This window comes from Methylococcus sp. EFPC2 (assembly GCF_016925495.1).
Lineage (GTDB): Bacteria > Pseudomonadota > Gammaproteobacteria > Methylococcales > Methylococcaceae > EFPC2.
The window spans coordinates 3,273,252-3,289,968 of sequence record NZ_CP070491.1 but is presented as its reverse complement, the minus strand read 5'-3'; the positions used below and the strand labels follow the sequence as shown (position 1 = coordinate 3,289,968).

Annotated in this window: 17 protein-coding genes and 5 tRNA genes; 18 read left to right on the top strand and 4 right to left on the bottom strand. The window is 59.8% G+C overall.

Going from position 1 to position 16,717, the window contains the following annotated elements:
• Nucleotides 1-88: 88 nt before the first annotated feature.
• The 4 genes from JWZ97_RS14210 to JWZ97_RS14195 form a co-directional block, all read right to left on the bottom strand.
• Nucleotides 89-673: a hypothetical protein gene (locus JWZ97_RS14210; RefSeq protein ID WP_205430439.1), complete on the bottom strand. Its 585-nt coding sequence runs from the start codon at nucleotides 671-673 to the stop codon at nucleotides 89-91.
• A gap of 259 nt (nucleotides 674-932) precedes the next feature.
• A complete protein-coding gene (locus JWZ97_RS14205; RefSeq protein ID WP_205430437.1) occupies nucleotides 933-3,173 on the bottom strand; it encodes a nitric oxide reductase activation protein NorD in 2,241 nt (746 codons plus the stop codon).
• Nucleotides 3,174-3,199: 26 nt separating this feature from the next.
• Nucleotides 3,200-4,012, bottom strand: coding sequence for a CbbQ/NirQ/NorQ/GpvN family protein (locus JWZ97_RS14200; protein ID WP_205430435.1), 813 nt, complete (start codon nucleotides 4,010-4,012; stop codon nucleotides 3,200-3,202).
• A gap of 173 nt (nucleotides 4,013-4,185) precedes the next feature.
• A complete protein-coding gene (locus tag JWZ97_RS14195; protein ID WP_205430433.1) occupies nucleotides 4,186-5,565 on the bottom strand; it encodes a ribulose-bisphosphate carboxylase in 1,380 nt (459 codons plus the stop codon).
• A 483-nt stretch (nucleotides 5,566-6,048) separates the two neighbouring features.
• Between JWZ97_RS14195 and JWZ97_RS14190 the strand changes: the two genes are divergently transcribed.
• From JWZ97_RS14190 to rplL, 18 genes are all read left to right on the top strand, one after another.
• Nucleotides 6,049-7,704 carry a tetratricopeptide repeat protein gene (locus JWZ97_RS14190; RefSeq protein ID WP_240342356.1) on the top strand — a complete coding sequence of 552 codons (1,656 nt, stop codon included), beginning with the start codon at nucleotides 6,049-6,051 and terminating at the stop codon, nucleotides 7,702-7,704.
• Nucleotides 7,705-7,715: 11 nt separating this feature from the next.
• A complete protein-coding gene (gene lolB, locus JWZ97_RS14185; RefSeq protein WP_205430431.1) occupies nucleotides 7,716-8,327 on the top strand; it encodes a lipoprotein insertase outer membrane protein LolB in 612 nt (203 codons plus the stop codon).
• On the top strand, nucleotides 8,324-9,187 hold the full coding sequence (ispE, locus tag JWZ97_RS14180) for a 4-(cytidine 5'-diphospho)-2-C-methyl-D-erythritol kinase (RefSeq protein ID WP_240342355.1): 864 nt from the start codon (nucleotides 8,324-8,326) through the stop codon (nucleotides 9,185-9,187). Before lolB ends, ispE begins: the two co-directional genes overlap by 4 nt.
• A gap of 13 nt (nucleotides 9,188-9,200) precedes the next feature.
• A tRNA-Gln gene (locus JWZ97_RS14175) sits at nucleotides 9,201-9,275 on the top strand.
• A 55-nt stretch (nucleotides 9,276-9,330) separates the two neighbouring features.
• Nucleotides 9,331-10,266 carry a ribose-phosphate diphosphokinase gene (locus JWZ97_RS14170; protein ID WP_205434676.1) on the top strand — a complete coding sequence of 312 codons (936 nt, stop codon included), beginning with the start codon at nucleotides 9,331-9,333 and terminating at the stop codon, nucleotides 10,264-10,266.
• A gap of 46 nt (nucleotides 10,267-10,312) precedes the next feature.
• Nucleotides 10,313-10,909: a 50S ribosomal protein L25/general stress protein Ctc gene (locus JWZ97_RS14165; protein ID WP_205430428.1), complete on the top strand. Its 597-nt coding sequence runs from the start codon at nucleotides 10,313-10,315 to the stop codon at nucleotides 10,907-10,909.
• Between the two features lie 22 nt (nucleotides 10,910-10,931).
• Nucleotides 10,932-11,510, top strand: coding sequence for an aminoacyl-tRNA hydrolase (pth, locus tag JWZ97_RS14160; RefSeq protein ID WP_205430426.1), 579 nt, complete (start codon nucleotides 10,932-10,934; stop codon nucleotides 11,508-11,510).
• A 68-nt stretch (nucleotides 11,511-11,578) separates the two neighbouring features.
• Nucleotides 11,579-11,663 (top strand) — tRNA-Tyr (locus JWZ97_RS14155).
• A gap of 11 nt (nucleotides 11,664-11,674) precedes the next feature.
• A tRNA-Gly gene (locus JWZ97_RS14150) sits at nucleotides 11,675-11,748 on the top strand.
• Nucleotides 11,749-11,757: 9 nt separating this feature from the next.
• A tRNA-Thr gene (locus JWZ97_RS14145) sits at nucleotides 11,758-11,833 on the top strand.
• A gap of 47 nt (nucleotides 11,834-11,880) precedes the next feature.
• Nucleotides 11,881-13,071 (top strand): elongation factor Tu, encoded by a 1,191-nt coding sequence (tuf, locus tag JWZ97_RS14140; protein WP_205429473.1) that lies wholly within the window; start codon nucleotides 11,881-11,883, stop codon nucleotides 13,069-13,071.
• A gap of 67 nt (nucleotides 13,072-13,138) precedes the next feature.
• Nucleotides 13,139-13,214 (top strand) — tRNA-Trp (locus JWZ97_RS14135).
• Nucleotides 13,215-13,266: 52 nt separating this feature from the next.
• Nucleotides 13,267-13,644: a preprotein translocase subunit SecE gene (gene secE, locus JWZ97_RS14130; protein WP_205430418.1), complete on the top strand. Its 378-nt coding sequence runs from the start codon at nucleotides 13,267-13,269 to the stop codon at nucleotides 13,642-13,644.
• Between the two features lies 1 nt (nucleotide 13,645).
• Nucleotides 13,646-14,179, top strand: a complete 534-nt coding sequence (gene nusG, locus JWZ97_RS14125; protein ID WP_205430416.1) for a transcription termination/antitermination protein NusG — start codon at nucleotides 13,646-13,648, stop codon at nucleotides 14,177-14,179.
• Nucleotides 14,180-14,279: 100 nt separating this feature from the next.
• Complete coding sequence (gene rplK, locus JWZ97_RS14120) at nucleotides 14,280-14,711, top strand: 50S ribosomal protein L11 (RefSeq protein ID WP_205430414.1); 432 nt, start codon at nucleotides 14,280-14,282, stop codon at nucleotides 14,709-14,711.
• Nucleotides 14,711-15,406 carry a 50S ribosomal protein L1 gene (gene rplA / locus JWZ97_RS14115; protein ID WP_205430412.1) on the top strand — a complete coding sequence of 232 codons (696 nt, stop codon included), beginning with the start codon at nucleotides 14,711-14,713 and terminating at the stop codon, nucleotides 15,404-15,406. Before rplK ends, rplA begins: the two co-directional genes overlap by 1 nt.
• Before the next feature lie 199 nt (nucleotides 15,407-15,605).
• Nucleotides 15,606-16,139, top strand: coding sequence for a 50S ribosomal protein L10 (gene rplJ / locus JWZ97_RS14110; protein ID WP_205430410.1), 534 nt, complete (start codon nucleotides 15,606-15,608; stop codon nucleotides 16,137-16,139).
• 30 nt (nucleotides 16,140-16,169) lie between these two features.
• Nucleotides 16,170-16,544: a 50S ribosomal protein L7/L12 gene (gene rplL, locus JWZ97_RS14105; protein ID WP_205430408.1), complete on the top strand. Its 375-nt coding sequence runs from the start codon at nucleotides 16,170-16,172 to the stop codon at nucleotides 16,542-16,544.
• The last annotated feature ends 173 nt before the right edge of the window (nucleotides 16,545-16,717 follow it).

Genomic DNA, 16,717 nt, shown 5'->3' with positions numbered 1-16,717 from the left:
GAGCCCCCATACTACGCGGACTAGGATTACGCTCCGCTAATCGGACTAGAGGATTATCAGACAAGATATTTTACAGACCGCCGATCCGTCACGGATGTATGGAAGACAAGTCCGTGCGAACTCCGTTGAAGAGATAGGCGAGCAGGCGCGGCAGATTGCCTTTGTCGGCGCTGATCCAGGCGTTCGTCTTGAGGTATTCCGAAAGGTAGGCAGGCAGGGTTTGAAATTCCAACTGATAGCCGCACGCCACCGTGAGCCACTGGGTCGCCCCCTCCACCTGGAAGGGGTGATGGCCGCCGACCATGTAATAACTCGGATAGAACGATTCGTGCGACAGCCAATGGATGTATTCGTGGGACAAGACCATAAGCTGCTGTGCACGGGTATATCCCTGCACCTTGGGTGAGATATAGATCTTGCGTTTGGTATGGGAAAAAGTCGGCGTGACGAAACCCAGTACCCCGTCGATGAAGTCTCCGGCTTCCTGGTTGAACTGATTGGCCGGCTTGAACACTACGTCATAAATGAAGCGGAATGCGGTGCCCCATTGCTGCTCGTTGGCAAGAATGGTGATCTGATCGGCCTTGTAGTTCTTTAAGTGGGCGGGGATATAAGCCCCCCATTGATTCTGTACGGCCTGCATGGCCTGCGCAACGTCGGCGAGTGTCGGCATGTTTACCTCCTGGGTCGGGTCGTGAAGAAAGGGAAAGCGGGGGCGGATATTTTTCGATGATGCGAGTCGGTTACCCCACTGTCAATCAAGGGAAGATTCACATGCCGCCAAGCACACCCAAGGACCGACGGCCCGACCGAACCGAACTGGGACGGTACATGTCCATACTTCAGCCGGCCTGCGACCGCCTCGTCAAACCTCGTATAGCGATAGCGTAATCGCACGCACGGAAAGCCCCCTACTACGCGGGCTATTCGGGTCAAGCCGTCAGGCTGAGAAACACCTGTGGCAGCCGCTCCGGCAATCTCTGGATGTTGTCGATCACGGTGTATTGCTGGCCGAAGATGTCGCTGACGTAGTCGTCGGCCTTGGGGTCGAGATTGATGCAGTAGGTGTAGATGCCTTGCCGGTCGAGTTCCTGCACCGCCTTGTGGGCATCTTCGATGAGCAGGCGTTCGTCCTTGGCGTCGATGTCCGCCGGCTCGCCGTCGGTGAGGATCAGCATGAGTTTCTTGTCCGCTTTCTTCGCTTCCAGGTAGTGGGCGGCGTGGCGCAGGGCGGCGCCCATGCGGGTGGAATAGCCGGCCTCCATGGCGGCCAGGCGGCTTTTCACCCCGTCGTCCCAGGATTCGCTGAAGCCCTTGATGTGCAGATAGCGCACTTCGTGGCGGGTATTGGAGTGGAAACCGGCGATGGCCAGCGGGTCGCCGAGCCGGTCTATGGCCCAGGCCAGCAGGGATACGGCTTCCTGGCTGAGTTCCAGGATGCTTTGTTCACTGCCCGGCACTTTTTGCGCGAGCGATTCCGAGAGGTCGAGCAGGAGCAGCACGGCGATGTTGCGCGAGTCGTGGCGGTGGCTCAGGTTGATGCGTGGGTCCGGCGTAGTGCCGCTCCTGAAGTCGATCAACGAGCGCAGAGCGACGTCGAGATCCAGTTCGCTGCCTTCCTCCTGATAGCGGACGCGCACCTTGTTCTGCGGCTTGAGCACGTCCAACAGCCTTTTGAGCCGTTTGGCCAGGGCGTCATGCTTGCCGAGCAGACGGTCGATGTCGCCGGCTTTGCCGGTGGGGTGCAGCGATTCGTAGACGCTGACCCAGTCCGGCCGGTAGGTGCTGCTGGCGTAGTCCCATTCGGGATAATGGCGGGGTGGCAGGCCTTGGGTTTGTTCCTCGTCCACCTGGCGGTGTTCCTCGAACATCTCCTCATCGTCGCTGAGTTCGTAAAACTTCCACAGATGGCGGTTGTCGTCGCGGTAGTCGACCTCGGTATCCTTGAAGTGCACGTTGGGCAGTTGATCGCTTTGCCGCCGGGTCTTGGCGACGAAGGCGATGGCGAGGTCGGCGATATCCTGCGTGCTCGCCTCCCCTTGCCGCATGAGGGTGTGGAAGCGTTCGACGAATTCCCGGACATGCGGGTTTTGATAGCCGTGGTTCGGGTCGAGCAGGGCGCGCGACAGCATCGCCAATCGGTGGCGCACGGCGGATTCGGTTTCCGGGTTGCAGGCGTTTTCCTCGGGCACCGGATGCAGAGCCGCGAAGATGCGGCGCAAGCCCGGATATTCCCGCATGGCGAGATATTCCACGCGGGAGTCCTCGAAAAATTCGACGGCCATGCGCTGAAACGGGCTGTAGTTATCGGCGAAGATCGGCGTGCTCCAGCGCCGGTGGGCGGCGATGTGCGCCAGAGTGGCGCGATAACGGTCTATGCCCGCGATGCCGGCGAGATCGTTGTAAACGTCCGGCAGGCGGATGCCGAGGGCGTCGTAGTAGGGTACGGGTTTGCGCAGCTCGTGGAATCCGGTCGAATAGGGCACGAAATGGTCGCTGTCCCGCCACAGTGCGCGCAGATAGAGGTCCAGTTGCCGCTCGTGATCCACCAGCAAGGTGCCGTGGCGCTCCCGTTGCAGTACGGCACGGGCGTCGGCCGATTGCAGGCTGAAATAATCGCGTTGCCGCTCGGGATGGTCGTGGTAATTGCGGATGCCGTAATCCACCCACTTTTTCAGCCCTTGGGCGGAAAGTTGGTTGGTCAGAAACGGCGCCTGCGCGAAGAACTCCGGCAGGCCGGGACTGGCGAAGGTGGTGTGGATGCCGTGGATGGATCCGGTGGTACGGTGCATGAAGTCGACGATCAGAACCAGGTAATCCTGGATCTGATCGAGTGAATGCAGGCGGCGCGCGACCGCGGGTAGGGACTGCAGAAACGGGGCGATCGCCTTGCCATTCGGCGATTTGTGCAGGGTGCGGATACAGGCCGAGACGGCCGGCAAGGCATGTTCGCCCAGATGAGCCGCGATTTGCGGCCAGCCCTCGAGAAAACTCAGGATGGGTTCGACGCCCCGGCCCATCTTGCCCAGGAAGCGGGCTTCTTCCAGGTAGGCGGTAACGCCGTCTGCGGTCAGCACCTTGAGCGCCTCGTCCATGCAGGCCTCGAATACTTCCTGGACCTGGGCGAAGCCGCTGTCGAGCCGTTTCCAGTAGGCCTGCATTTCGTCTTGCATGGCTGGAGCCTCCGAGAAAGCCGGGTTTACGCCAAGGTGGCGTCGATGGCGTGATCCAGGGTGGTACGAATGTCCGCATCGTCGGTGATGGGGCGGACCAGGGCCATGCGGCAGGCATCTCGCGGGGCGACGCCGCCCTTGATGAGGGTGGCCGCGTAGACCAGCAAACGGGTGGAAATGCCTTCGTCGAGCCCGTGTCCCTTGAGGTTGCGGGCGGCAATGCCGATCTTGACCAGCTTGCCGGCTAGCGTTTCGTCCAGGCCCGTTTCCTGGGCCAGGATGGCGGTTTCCAACTCGGCCGGCGGGTAGTCGAAATCGAAGGCGGTGAAGCGCTGCTTGGTCGATTGCTTGAGATCCTTGAGCAGACTCTGGTAGCCGGGGTTGTAGGAGATGACCAATTGGAAATCGGGATGGGCGGTGATCAGCTCGCCTTTCTTGTCCAGCGGAAGAGAGCGCCGGTGGTCGGTGAGCGGATGGATGACCACGGTCGTGTCCTGGCGCGCCTCGACCACTTCGTCCAGGTAACAGATGGCGCCGTGCCGCGCGGCGACGGTGAGCGGGCCGTCCAGCCAGCGGGTGCCGTGGGCGTCGAGCAGGTAGCGGCCGACCAGGTCGCTGGCCGTCATGTCCTCGTTGCAGGCCACGGTGATCAGCGGCTTGCCCAGCTTCCAGGCCATGTGTTCGACGAAGCGCGACTTGCCGCAACCGGTCGGGCCTTTCAGCATCACCGGCAGGCGGGCGGCGTAGGCGGCTTCGTAAAGTTCGATCTCGTTGCCTTGCGGCAGATAGTAAGGTTCTTGGCTGATGAGGTACTGCTGGATATCGAATGGCGTGCTCATGGTGACCTCGGATGCATTAACCAAGCGTAAAGCTGCGGAATGGCCGGGTAAAAAAGCCCCTGAGATTTGCATCTTCAGGGGCTTCCATTCCGTGTTCTGGATGGCGGGTTACGGCGCGCTTCGCTTGTCGGTCACCGATAAGCGAAGCGCGTGAGCGCCTAACCCACCCTACATTATTTGTGTACGCCCAGCTTTTCGCGCCAGCCGGGGAAGAGCTTGTCGGCATCGCCCGGGAAGGATTCGAAGGCCCGGGCGAATTCCTTGTGTTCCTTGGCCCATTGAATCGGGTCGGCGCCGGCCTTCCAGCATTCGTAGGCCTGGCGCAGCGAGATCGCGCCGGCCGCCGGGCTGTCGATATGGCCGTAGGAACCGCCGCCCGCGGTGTTGATGACGTTGCCGTGGCCCAGGTTTTCGAAGAAACCGGGCAGACGCAGCGCGTTCATGCCACCGGAGATGATGGGCGTGGTGGGCTTCAGACCGAACCATTCCTGGTGGTAGGCCGGGCCGGTGTAGCTGTCGCGCTCGATGATGTAGGCGATGGCGCGGTCGTCGCGTTCGCCTTCCATCTTGCCGTAGCCCATGGTGCCGACGTGGATGCCCGAAGCGCCCTGCAATCGGGACAGTTTGGCCAGCACGTAGGCGGTGTAGCCGCGCTTGGCCGACGGCGAAGTCACGGCCCCGTGACCGGCTCGGTGATAGTGCAGGTATTGATTGGGGAAGTTGCGCCGGGCGGTGGTGACCATGCCGGGGCCGCCGACATAACCGTCCACGAGGAAGGCCACCTTGTCGGCGTCGGGCCCGAATTGCTCCAGGATGTATTCGCCGCGGGCGATCATCTCGTAGTGATCGTCGGCGGTGATGTTGGCGGAGAAGATCTTGGCTTGGCCGGTCTCGTCCTGCGCCCGTCTTAGCGCGTCGACCACCAGCGGGATGGTCTTCTTCAGCGGCGCGAAGACCTGGTTGCCCTGAGGCTCGTCGTTCTTGATGAAGTCGCCGCCCAGCCAGAATTGATAGGCGGCCTGGGCAAAGGGTTCGGGACGCAGGCCCAGCTTGGGCTTGATGATGGTGCCGGCGATGTAGCCGCCGTCCTTGATCGGGCGGCCCAGGATGCGCCACAGGTCGGAAATGTCCTTGGAGGGGCCGTCGAACAACTGGATGGCGCGCGGCGGGATCCAGAAGTCGTACATCTTGGCGTGCTCGACGTCGCCCATGCCCTGATTGTTGCCGATGGCCAGGGTCAGGAAGGACACGACCATCAGGCGGCCGTCGGTGATGTTGCGGTCGAACAGATCGAGCGGGTAGGCGATGCGCATTTCCTCGGTCGCCTCGTCGATGTGATAGACCAGCGCATCGACACCCTTGGTGAATTCGTCGGTAGTGGATACTTCCACGTTGGTGCCGGTGGAGGACTCGGCCGCGAAATGGGCAGCGGTCTCCAGATAGCCGTAACCGGTTTTCGGCTTCATCTTGTAAGCGACCAGAATGTGGTTTCCGCCTTTGATCAGGTCTTCTTCTTTCAGGCTCAGATCCGCGTAGCGCGCTGATTGATCCATGGTTTTCTCCTCGCTTTCTCGTTAGGTGGAAATTCAGGGCTGTTATATTCGTGTTCCCACGTCCCCGAACGGTTTGCTCTGCCGATACGGTAGAGGGCTAGCCTCGGGGTGGCGCGGCATTCCCGATTTGCGATTCGCCTGATCCCCGCTGGGTGCGCACTATAGGCGGTAAATCGCATAATTTAAATTCAGTTCTGGTAATCCAGTGAATAAGCTTCCCTTATGTACGTATCCTATGTGTGGCTTAATGACTGATGACGCCGGCCTACGCTATTGCCGCATCAGAGGGAAAGCGTAAAATCCGCGAAACTCGCCTCTTACAGGCCTCATCGGGGAGCACGGGCATTTACCCGTCGCGACACCGGCTCGCACCTAGCCTTCCAACCAAAAACTTTACAGAGAACAGGATACGTGTCTAAGCGATTGATCGGTTTAGCGTGTGCGGGAAGCCTACTGTTTGCGGGGTGTGCCGGCACAGGGACGGTGGGTCTGGAAAATGGGACGCTCGAAGATACCGCCATACGTGAGGGTAGCCGAGGTCCGAAGCAGCAGGACGATGCCGTCTATTTGATGCTGGCGGCGGAGTTGGCCGGCCAAAGGGGGCAATTCGACAGCGCGCTGGAAAATTATCTCAAGGCCGCCAAACTGTCCGGTGACGCGCGAGTGGCGGCCCGCGCAGCGCAGATCGCGCTGTATCTCAAGAAAACCGATCAGGCGCTGGAGGCTGTCAGCCTCTGGCTCGCGCGCGAACCGGACAATGTCGAGGCGAGACGTTTATCCGCCTTGCTGGAGCTTAAGGCGGGGCATGCGGACGCTGCCTTGGAGCAGATGGCCGCCTTGCTGCAATTGCCCGGGGTCGATCTGGAAGAAACGCTCATCGAGGTGGTCAAGCTCTTGGGGGCGGAACTGCCCAAAGAGGCCGCGCTCGATTTCGCGCGGCGTCTGGTCGAGCGCTTCCCGGATCTGGCGGAGGTCCATTTCGCGCAGGCTTTGCTGGCCGCGGACAAAGGCGAATACCAGTTGGCGCTGGATGAGACCGAACATGCTCTGGCCTTGCACCCGGATTGGAATCGCGCCCGCCTCCTGCAGGCACAGGTCATGTCGCAGATGGGGGACTCCAACGCGGCCCGTGAAACGGTGCTGAAGGCGCTGAAAAAAGATCCGAACAATCTACGCCTGCGCCTGATTTATTCGCAGTTCCTGGCCAAGTCGGGCAATGTCGCCGAGGCCGTGAAGCAGTTGGAAGTCGTGCTGGCGAAAGAGCCCGGCAACGAGGACGCGCGTTTCGGCCTGGGGATGGCGCTGCTGGATTCCGGCAAGATCGATAAGGCAAAACAGGCTTTCACGCGGTTGTCCGCCTCGTCGCGCTGGAAGACGCAGTCCTATTTTTATCTCGGGCTGATCGAGGCGCGCAAGAATCGTCTGAGTGCCGCGCTGGAATTGTTCGATAAGGTGACCGACGGTCCGCTGGCGTTCGACGCGCAGGTCAACGGCGTGACCGCCTTGATCAATCTGGGGCGCTTGCCGGAAGCGCGCGCGCGTCTCGCCACGGTGCGCAAGCGCTTCCCGCAGGAGGCCTTGCGCCTCTATCTGCTGGAGGCGGAACTGCTCAACAAGAAGAAGGACTACGCCGCGGCTTTCGATCTGCTGACGCAAGGCCTGGAAGAGATGCCGGGACAGGTGGAGCTGCTTTACACCCGCGCTTTGCTGGCTGAACAGCTGGACCGCGTGGAGGTTCTGGAGGCGGACCTCCGGGCCGTGCTGGAAAAGAACCCGGATGACGGCAACGCGCTGAACGCCCTGGGCTATACCTTGGCCGACCGCTACCCGGATCGCCTCGAAGAGGCCAGGAAATATCTCGATAAAGCGCTGGAGCTCAAGCCGGACGAGCCGGCGGTTCATGACAGTTACGGCTGGTTGCTCTATCGCCTGGGCGATTACGAGGGCGCGCTCTCCTATCTGCGGCGGGCTTACGAAGCCGTTGCCGATCCGGAGATCGGCGCCCATCTCGGCGAGGTTTTGTGGGAATCGGGCAAACAGGCCGAAGCCCGCAAGGTTTGGCGGGAGTCTTACAAGAAAGATCCTGAACATGGGGATATCAAGCGGATACGCGAGCGCTATCCGGAAGCCTTCCGCTAACCGACGGACGTATGAATCGCATCGCGCGTTGTGTACGCCATGGACTGGCGCTGTCCTTGATCGGCCTGCTGTCGACGGCGTGTGCTCCCTCATGGGTCAAACCGCCGGAATTACAGGCCGGCACAGAGCAGAACCGGCTGCTGGCACTGACTCACTGGCGCCTTGAGGGGCGAGTGGCGATACAGGCGCATGGCGAGGGCGTGAACGCCAATCTGTACTGGGAGCACGACGGTCGCCAGGACCGGGTCAGGCTGTCCGGTCCGTTTTCCCAGGGCGCCGTGTCCGTGGTGTTGCAGGACGATTTGATTTACCTCAACGAGGGGAATGGAAACATTCGTTCCTCGCGAGACCCCGAAGAGCTATTGAAAGACCGGTTGGGATTCAGCGTGCCCTTGCGCGAGCTGCGCTATTGGGTGCTCGGCTTGCCGTCTCCGCGTGGGGCGCCGGCGTATGTGTCGGTGGCGGGTGTCGCGGGCGAGGTGCGATCGTTCAGCCAGCAGGGATATTCGTTGACCTACGAGCGTTTCGCCCGTGTGAAGGAGTTCGATCTGCCGCAAAAATTGTCAGCCCAGGGGCGCGAGCTCAAACTGAAGTTGATCGTGGACGAGTGGGTTTTGAATTGAGCATAAGTACTGAATTGCGGCTTCCTGCGTCGGCCAAGTTGAATCTGACCTTGCGTATCGTCGGTCGGCGCCCGGACGGCTACCACCTGCTTCAGACGGTATTTCAGTTCGTCGATTTGTGCGACTGGATTACTTATCGGGTCCGCGGCGACGACGTGATCACGCTGCTTAATCCGCTTCCCGGCGTGCCGGAAGAATCCGATTTGACCGTAAGGGCGGCCCGCATCTTGCGGCGCGAGGTTGGCTCAACGCCGGGTGTGGAGATTTCCATCGAGAAAAATCTGCCCATGGGCGGCGGCCTGGGGGGCGGAAGCTCGGATGCCGCGACGACGCTGCTTGCGCTCAATGCCTTGTGGGGGCTGAATCTGAGCATCGATCGCCTGGCCGAACTAGGTCTGGAATTGGGGGCCGACGTGCCCGTATTCGTTCGAGGCATCGCGGCCTGGGCGGAGGGCGTTGGCGAGAAGATCGTGCCATTGCCCGACTTGGCGGAGCCCTGGTATGTCATTCTGAACCCGCCCTGTCATGTCGCTACCGGCGCGGTGTTTAACGCTCCGGGTTTGACACGCGATCATCATCCCATCACAATACGCGACTTTCTTGCTGGCCAGCAGGAAAATCATTGTCTGTCCGTTGTCACCGAGTTGTATCCTCCGGTGCGCGATGCACTGGCCGCACTCGGCGCTCACGCCGGGGAGGCTAGGCTGACCGGCACGGGAGCATGCGTGTTCGCGGCCTATGCGAGCAAGGAAGAGGCGGAGAGCGCGGCAGAAGCGCTCGCGCAGGACTGGAAAGTCTTTGTGACGCGGGGCGTCAATGTGTCTCCCGCGCACAGTGCGTTGGAGTTGGCCAAGCAGTAATTACACCGATTATTGGGACGTCGCCAAGCGGTAAGGCACCGGGTTTTGATCCCGGCATTCCCAGGTTCGAATCCTGGCGTCCCAGCCATGTTTCTGTCTGTTCCCCTGGTTCTGGGAGTTTTTACTTGAACGACACCTCGTTCATGGTGTTTTCTGGAAACGCCAATCCGGCGCTGGCCGAAGGTATCGTGCGCAAGTTGAACCTGCGCCTGGGTATGGCCAGCGTCGGGCGGTTCAGTGACGGCGAGATCGCGGTCGAGATCGAGGAGAATGTGCGCGGGCGCGAAGTGTTCGTCGTCCAGCCCACCTGTGCGCCCATCAACGAAAACTTGATGGAGCTGCTGATCATGATCGACGCGTTTCGCCGTTCGTCGGCCTCCCTGATTACCGCGGTTATCCCTTATTACGGCTATTCGCGCCAGGACCGGCGCACGCGTTCCGCGCGCGTGCCGATCTCGGCGAAGCTGGTCGCGAGAATGATTTCGGCCGCCGGCGCCGATCGCGTGCTGACGGTGGATCTGCATGCGGATCAGATACAAGGCTTCTTCGATGTGCCAGTAGACAATGTCTACGCCTCACCGATCCTCTTGGGCGATGTCTGGCGTCAGAACTACCCGAATCTGATCGTGGTTTCGCCCGATGTCGGTGGCGTGGTGCGCGCCCGGGCCCTGGCGAAGCGTCTGGACGACGCCGATCTGGCGATCATCGACAAGCGGCGTCCGCGCGCCAACGAGTCCAAGGTGATGAACATCATCGGCGACGTCGAGGGACGCACCTGCGTGATGGTGGACGACCTGGTGGATACGGCCGGCACCTTGTGCAAGGCGGCCAAGGCCTTGAAGGACCATGGCGCGCTCAAGGTCGTCGCCTATTGCACGCACCCGGTTCTGTCCGGGGCTGCGATTGATAACATCAGTCGCTCGATGCTCGACGAGCTGGTGGTCACCGACACCATACCGCTGAGTCCCGAGGCTCAGCGCTGCGAAAAGATACGGGTATTGAGCGTGGCCGAGATGCTGGGTGAGACCATCCGTCGCATCGCTGTAGGCGAATCGGTTAGCTCGCTTTACGTGGATTGAGTTTTTATTTTTTAACAACCTGCTCAGAGTATTTTGGAGAAAAAAGATGGTAGGCAGTTTTGAGTTTGACGCAGAATTGAGAAGCCGCACCGGCAAGGGCGACGCCCGTCGTTCACGTCTTCAGGGCAAGATTCCGGCGATCGTTTACGGCGGCGGCGCCGATCCGGTCCAGCTGTTCCTCACACACCACAAGGTGGCGAAGGCGCTGGAAAACGAAGCGACTTATTCGCATATCCTGACCGTGAAGTACGACGGCAAGGAAGAGAAGGTCATTCTGAAGGCCTTGCAGCGTCACCCGGCGCGTCCGATCATCATGCACATCGATTTTCAGCGCGTGAACGAGAAGGACAAGTTGCACGTCCACGTTCCCCTGCATTTCATCAATCAGGAGACGTCCGTCGGCGTGAAAAAGGGCGGCGTCGTCACTCATGCCGTGGTGGAGGTCGAGGTCGTCTGCTTGCCGCAGAACCTGCCGGAATATATCGAGGTCGATTTGGCTGATCTCGACATCGGTGACTCTATTCACTTGGCCGATCTCAAATTGCCGGCCGGTGTTCAGATTCATGCCTTGACCCAGGGGCCGGAGCACAACCTTCCGGTCGCCGCGATCCTGGCGACCCGCGCTACCGATACGGCCGAATAGCCCGGCGGGTTTGGATCGTCCGATGGCGCCTAATTTCAGGTTGCTGGTCGGTCTGGGCAATCCGACGGCGAAGTACGAAAAAACCCGGCACAATGCCGGGTTTTGGTTTCTGGACGAAGTGGCTCGGCGTTACGGCGTGTCTATGGCGGCCGACTCCCGCGCCTTGGGGATGGTCGGCAAATGGATGTGGCAAAACGAGCCGGTTTTTCTCCTGAAGCCCATGCAATACATGAATCGTAGCGGGGGTCCGGTCGCCGCCGTGGCGCGTTTCTACAAGATTCCGCCGGAGCAGATACTCGTCGCGCACGATGAGCTGGATTTCTCGCCCGGCACCGTGCGCCTAAAGCAAGGCGGCGGGCATGGCGGGCATAACGGCTTGAGGGATATCGTGAGTGCGCTGGGGTCGGCGAATTTTTGCCGACTGCGCATAGGCATCGGTCATCCGGGCGATCGAGACAAGGTGGCGGATTATGTGCTCGACCGGCCTTCCCGAGGCGACGAGGATCTGCTGCTGCGCTCGATCGCAGTAGCGGCCGATTGTCTGTCAGACATCCTGGATGAATCCTTGCAGCAGGCGATGAACAAACTCCATGCAGCATGAATGTGCAATTTGTAGGGATAAACGCTTGACAGCCGCACTCGATTCGTGAAAAATTGCGGACTCTTTACGGAGGGGTTCCCGAGCGGTCAAAGGGATCAGACTGTAAATCTGACGGCTCTGCCTTCGAAGGTTCGAATCCTTCCCCCTCCACCAGATTTTTAGACGCGGGTGTAGTTCAATGGTAGAACTTCAGCCTTCCAAGCTGATTGTGTGGGTTCGATTCCCATCACCCGCTCCAGAGCGTTAAGCCCATATAGCTCAGTCGGTAGAGCACTTCCTTGGTAAGGAAGAGGTCTCCGGTTCAAGTCCGGATATGGGCTCCATTTTTGCAACTGTGGGTATTTTCCGGAATAAGTAGGGGTATAGGCGGATGTCCAAAGAGAAATTCACGCGCACCAAGCCGCACGTCAACGTGGGAACGATCGGTCACGTCGACCATGGCAAGACCACTCTGACGGCTGCTCTGACCAAGATCGGCGCCGAGCGTTTCGGTGGCGAATTTAAGGCCTACGATCAGATCGATGCGGCACCGGAAGAGCGCGAGCGCGGTATCACCATCGCCACCGCCCATGTCGAGTACGAATCGCCGACGCGCCACTACGCCCACGTGGATTGCCCCGGTCACGCCGACTACGTCAAGAACATGATCACCGGCGCCGCGCAGATGGACGGCGCGATCCTGGTCTGCTCCGCCGCTGACGGCCCCATGCCGCAGACCCGCGAGCACATCCTGCTGGCCCGCCAGGTCGGTGTGCCCTACATCGTCGTGTTCCTGAACAAGGCCGACATGGTCGACGATCCCGAGTTGCTCGAGCTGGTCGAAATGGAAATCCGCGAACTGCTCAGCACCTACAAGTTCCCGGGCGACGACACCCCCATCATCATCGGTTCCGCGCTCAAGGCGCTGGAAGGTGATCAGAGCGACATCGGCGTGCCGGCCATCCACAAGCTGGTGCAGGCGCTGGATGACTACATCCCGCTGCCCGAGCGTCCGGTGGACCTGCCCTTCCTGATGCCGATCGAAGACGTGTTCTCCATCTCCGGTCGTGGCACCGTGGTCACTGGCCGTATCGAGCGCGGCAAAGTCAAGGTTGGCGAAGAAGTCGAGATCGTCGGTATCAAGAACACGGTCAAGACCACCTGCACCGGCGTCGAAATGTTCCGCAAACTGCTGGACGAAGGTGTGGCGGGCGACAACGTCGGCGTGCTGCTGCGCGGCACCAAGCGTGAAGACGTCGAGCGCGGCCAGGTACTGGCCAAGCCGGGCACCATCACCCCGCACACCCACTTCGAAGCCGAGATCTACGTCTTGTCGAAGGAAGAAGGCGGTCGTCACACCCCGTTCTTCAACGGCTACCGTCCGCAGTTCTACTTCCGTACCACCGACGTCACCGGTGCGGCCGAACTGCCGGAAGGCGTGGAAATGGTCATGCCGGGCGACAACATCAAGATCACGGTCAAGCTGATCGCCCCGATCGCGATGGAAGAAGGTCTGCGTTTCGCCGTGCGCGAAGGCGGCCGCACCGTCGGTGCGGGTGTGGTTTCCAAGGTCATCGAGTAATTTAGATACATCGCCCGCGTTCGGCGCTCCGATCTGATCGGGGCGCCGAATGACGGAGCCAAGTTCTAGGTCAGTAGCTCAATTGGTAGAGCAGCGGTCTCCAAAACCGCAGGTTGGGGGTTCGAGCCCCTCCTGGCCTGCCATCTTCGGAAGGCATCGCCTTCCTTTATTACCCTGATCGGTGAAACGAGACAAATGGCAGTTCACGCAGAAACGAATGCCTCGGCTTTCGATACCGTAAAGTTAACCTTTGCGATCGTGATCCTGATTGCGGGTATAGTCGGTTTTTATTATTTTGCCGCGCAGGCCTTGCTCTATAGGGTGCTGGGTATTTTGGCAATCTCCGGGGTTTCGCTAGGTTTGATATTCACCACCGCTTTGGGCGGCAGGATTTTCGGCTTTATCACGGATGCCCGCCTGGAAGTCAGAAAGGTCATCTGGCCTAGCCGGCAAGAGACGCTTCAGTCCACCATGATCGTGGTCGCCCTAGTTGTATTGGTCGGCGTGGTCCTTTGGCTGCTGGACATGTTCCTGTTCTGGGGTGTGGGTGTTCTGACCGGGCAGAAGGTTTGATATGTCATTGCGTTGGTATGTCATACACGCGTACTCGAATTACGAAAATCAGGTCAAAAAAGCGCTCGAAGAACGCATTAAACGAGCAGGGCTAGAGGCCAGCTTCGGCAAAGTGCTGGTGCCCACGGAAGAAGTGGTCGAGATGCGGCAGGGACAGCAGCGCAAGAGCGAGCGCAAGTTCTTTCCCGGCTATGTCCTGGTTCAAATGGAGTTGAACGACGAAACGTGGCACCTGGTCAAAGAAGTCCCGCGCGTCCTCGGCTTTATCGGCGGAACGTCCGATAAGCCCGCGCCCATCACCGACGCGGAGGCGGATGCGATACTCAACCGGGTTGAGGCGGGCGCGAACAAGCCGCGGCCGAAAATATTGTTCGAAGTCGGCGAAGTGGTCCGCGTGGTGGAGGGGCCGTTCAAGGACTTCAATGGCGTGGTCGAAGAAGTGAATTACGACAAGAGCAAGCTCAGAGTGTCGGTCTTGATCTTCGGTCGCTCCACACCGGTAGAACTCGATTTCGGTCAGGTTGAAAAAGCCTGATCACGGCTGCGGCCGATTTAGCAGGGCCCGACGGATCATCTTCGGGCCGCTTTAAACGGGGAGCTTGTCTTTACAAGCGCTTAACCCATCTGGAGTCATCATGGCAAAAAAAATCACAGGTTATATCAAGCTGCAGGTCAAGGCCGGCGAGGCCAATCCGAGTCCTCCGGTAGGTCCGGCGCTCGGTCAGCGTGGCGTCAACATCATGGAGTTCTGCAAGGCGTTCAATGCGCAGACGCAGGGCGTCGAAAAAGGTCTGCCGCTGCCGGTAGTCATCACCGTTTACAGCGACCGCAGCTTCACGTTCATCACCAAGACGCCGCCCGCCTCCATCCTTTTGAAGAAGGCTGTCGGCATCAAGAGCGGCAGTGCCCGCCCCAATACGAACAAGGTCGGCAAGGTTACGCGCGAGCAATTGGCCGAGATTGCGACCACCAAGCAGCCCGATTTGACTGCGGCCGATCTGGATGCCGCCATCCGTACGATAGCCGGCAGCGCCCGTAGCATGGGCCTGGAAGTGGAGGGCTTGTAATGGCTAAGTTAAGCAAGAGACAGAAGGCTATCGCCGAAAAAATCGAAGTCGGTAAGCAGTATCCGGCCAACGAGGCATTCACCCTGTTGAAGTCGATCTCCAAGGTCAAGTTCGTTGAATCCATCGACGTCGCCGTCAATCTGGGCGTGGATCCGAGAAAGTCGGATCAGGCCGTCCGTGGCGCCACGGTCCTGCCGCGCGGTACCGGCAAATCGGTGCGTGTCGCCGTTTTCGCTCAGGGTCCCAACGCCGATGCGGCGAAGGAAGCGGGCGCCGACATCGTCGGTTTCGATGACCTCGCGGCACAGATCAAGGCCGGCGAAATCAATTTCGACGTCGTGATCGCGTCCCCGGATGCCATGCGCGTGGTCGGACAATTGGGTCAGATTCTCGGTCCCCGCGGCCTGATGCCCAACCCCAAGGTGGGCACCGTGACGCCCGATGTTGCGGGTGCCGTGAGAAATGCTAAGGCCGGCCAAGTCCGCTACCGCACCGACAAGAAAGGCATCATCCACGCCACCATCGGCAAGGCCAGCTTTGACGAGGCGGCGCTGCGCGAGAATCTGGAAGCCCTGCTGGTGGATTTGAAGAAAATCAAGCCCAGTACGTCCAAGGGCGTATACCTGAAGAAAGTGACCGTGTCCTCGACCATGGGGCCGGGACTGGCTATCGATCAGAGCAGTTTGGCAATCTGATTTTAAGACTTTGGGTTGCCGGTTCGCCCGGCAACCGTCAAAGACCGCAGGCGCGCTTCGGCGCTTAATTCAACGGCCTGCGTAGACGGTGTACCGAAGCCCGAAAAGGCCAAGGAGCCGTTGAGGGTCCCCGTCACAGGGGATTTTAAAGGCTCTGAATGGTTCCCCAACTGTTCAGAAATGTTATCGGAGATTAAGTGTGGCACTAAGACTAGATGACAAAAAAGCCGTCGTCGCCGAGGTTGCCGCCATCGCCGCTAAAGCCCATTCCGCGGTTGCCGCGGAATACCGTGGATTGACAGTCACACAACTCACCGCCCTCCGCAAGACGGCGCGCGAATCGGGTGTTTACCTCCGGGTAATCAAGAACACCCTGGCGCGTCGCGCAGTCGAAGGGACCGACTTTGCCTGCATGCAGGAAGGTCTGGTGGGCCCCCTCATCATCGCTTTCTCTCTGGAAGATCCGGGTGCGGCTGCGCGAGTCATCAGCGCTTTCGCCAAGGAAAAAGAGAACGACAAGCTGGTAACCAAGCTGGTAGCCATTGGCGGGAAAGTATACGGGGCCTCCGAGCTTGAAAGATTGTCGAAACTGCCTACCCGCGATCAGGCCATCAGTATCCTCATGGCTACTTTGAAAGCCCCGATCGAGAAGTTCGTCAGAACCGTGGCAGAACCCCATACCAGGCTTGCGCGCGTATTGGCCGCAGTACGAGACCAGAAACAGGCCGCTTGATCGGCCATCAAAACCTAATTGGAGTTATCAATGGCATTATCTAACGAAGAAATTCTGGACGCGATTGCCCAGAAGTCCGTATTGGAGATCGTCGATCTGATCTCTGCGTTCGAAGAGAAATTCGGCGTATCCGCCGCTGCTCCGGTAGCCATCGCCGCGGCACCGGCCGCTGCGGGTCCGGCGGTTGAGGAAAAGACCGAATTCGACGTGGTCCTGACCAGCTTCGGCGCCAACAAGGTCAACGTGATCAAGGTCATCCGCGAAATCACCGGCCTGGGCCTGAAGGAAGCGAAGGATTTGGTCGAGGGCGTACCCTCTACCGTCAAGGAGGCGATCGCCAAGCAGGAAGCCGACGATATCAAGAAGAAGCTGGAAGAGGCTGGCGCTGCGGTTGATATCAAGTAAGTTTGTCGAACTGACATTCAACCCTCCCAGCGGGCTGGCAGCGAAAAGCTGCCGGCCTTTTGGCGTTGACTGGAAACGGTTGCGCCGAGCAAAACATTCTCGATTGTAGAGTCCGGAAAGTGCGCCCGACATAGTAAACCTGATTCTGAATTTCCCGTCCGTTGCGAAGCGGC

Bases quoted from the DNA above. Each gene is read 5' to 3' on its own strand.
- JWZ97_RS14210 (WP_205430439.1), bottom strand. From the start codon at position 673: ATGCCGACACTCGCCGACGTTGCGCAGGCCATGCAGGCCGTACAGAAT.
- JWZ97_RS14205 (WP_205430437.1), bottom strand. From the start codon at position 3,173: ATGCAAGACGAAATGCAGGCCTACTGGAAACGGCTCGACAGCGGCTTC.
- JWZ97_RS14200 (WP_205430435.1), bottom strand. From the start codon at position 4,012: ATGAGCACGCCATTCGATATCCAGCAGTACCTCATCAGCCAAGAACCT.
- JWZ97_RS14195 (WP_205430433.1), bottom strand. From the start codon at position 5,565: ATGGATCAATCAGCGCGCTACGCGGATCTGAGCCTGAAAGAAGAAGAC.
- lolB (WP_205430431.1), top strand. From the start codon at position 7,716: ATGAATCGCATCGCGCGTTGTGTACGCCATGGACTGGCGCTGTCCTTG.
- JWZ97_RS14170 (WP_205434676.1), top strand. From the start codon at position 9,331: ATGGTGTTTTCTGGAAACGCCAATCCGGCGCTGGCCGAAGGTATCGTG.
- JWZ97_RS14165 (WP_205430428.1), top strand. From the start codon at position 10,313: ATGGTAGGCAGTTTTGAGTTTGACGCAGAATTGAGAAGCCGCACCGGC.
- pth (WP_205430426.1), top strand. From the start codon at position 10,932: ATGGCGCCTAATTTCAGGTTGCTGGTCGGTCTGGGCAATCCGACGGCG.
- tuf (WP_205429473.1), top strand. From the start codon at position 11,881: ATGTCCAAAGAGAAATTCACGCGCACCAAGCCGCACGTCAACGTGGGA.
- secE (WP_205430418.1), top strand. From the start codon at position 13,267: ATGGCAGTTCACGCAGAAACGAATGCCTCGGCTTTCGATACCGTAAAG.
- nusG (WP_205430416.1), top strand. From the start codon at position 13,646: ATGTCATTGCGTTGGTATGTCATACACGCGTACTCGAATTACGAAAAT.
- rplK (WP_205430414.1), top strand. From the start codon at position 14,280: ATGGCAAAAAAAATCACAGGTTATATCAAGCTGCAGGTCAAGGCCGGC.
- rplA (WP_205430412.1), top strand. From the start codon at position 14,711: ATGGCTAAGTTAAGCAAGAGACAGAAGGCTATCGCCGAAAAAATCGAA.
- rplL (WP_205430408.1), top strand. From the start codon at position 16,170: ATGGCATTATCTAACGAAGAAATTCTGGACGCGATTGCCCAGAAGTCC.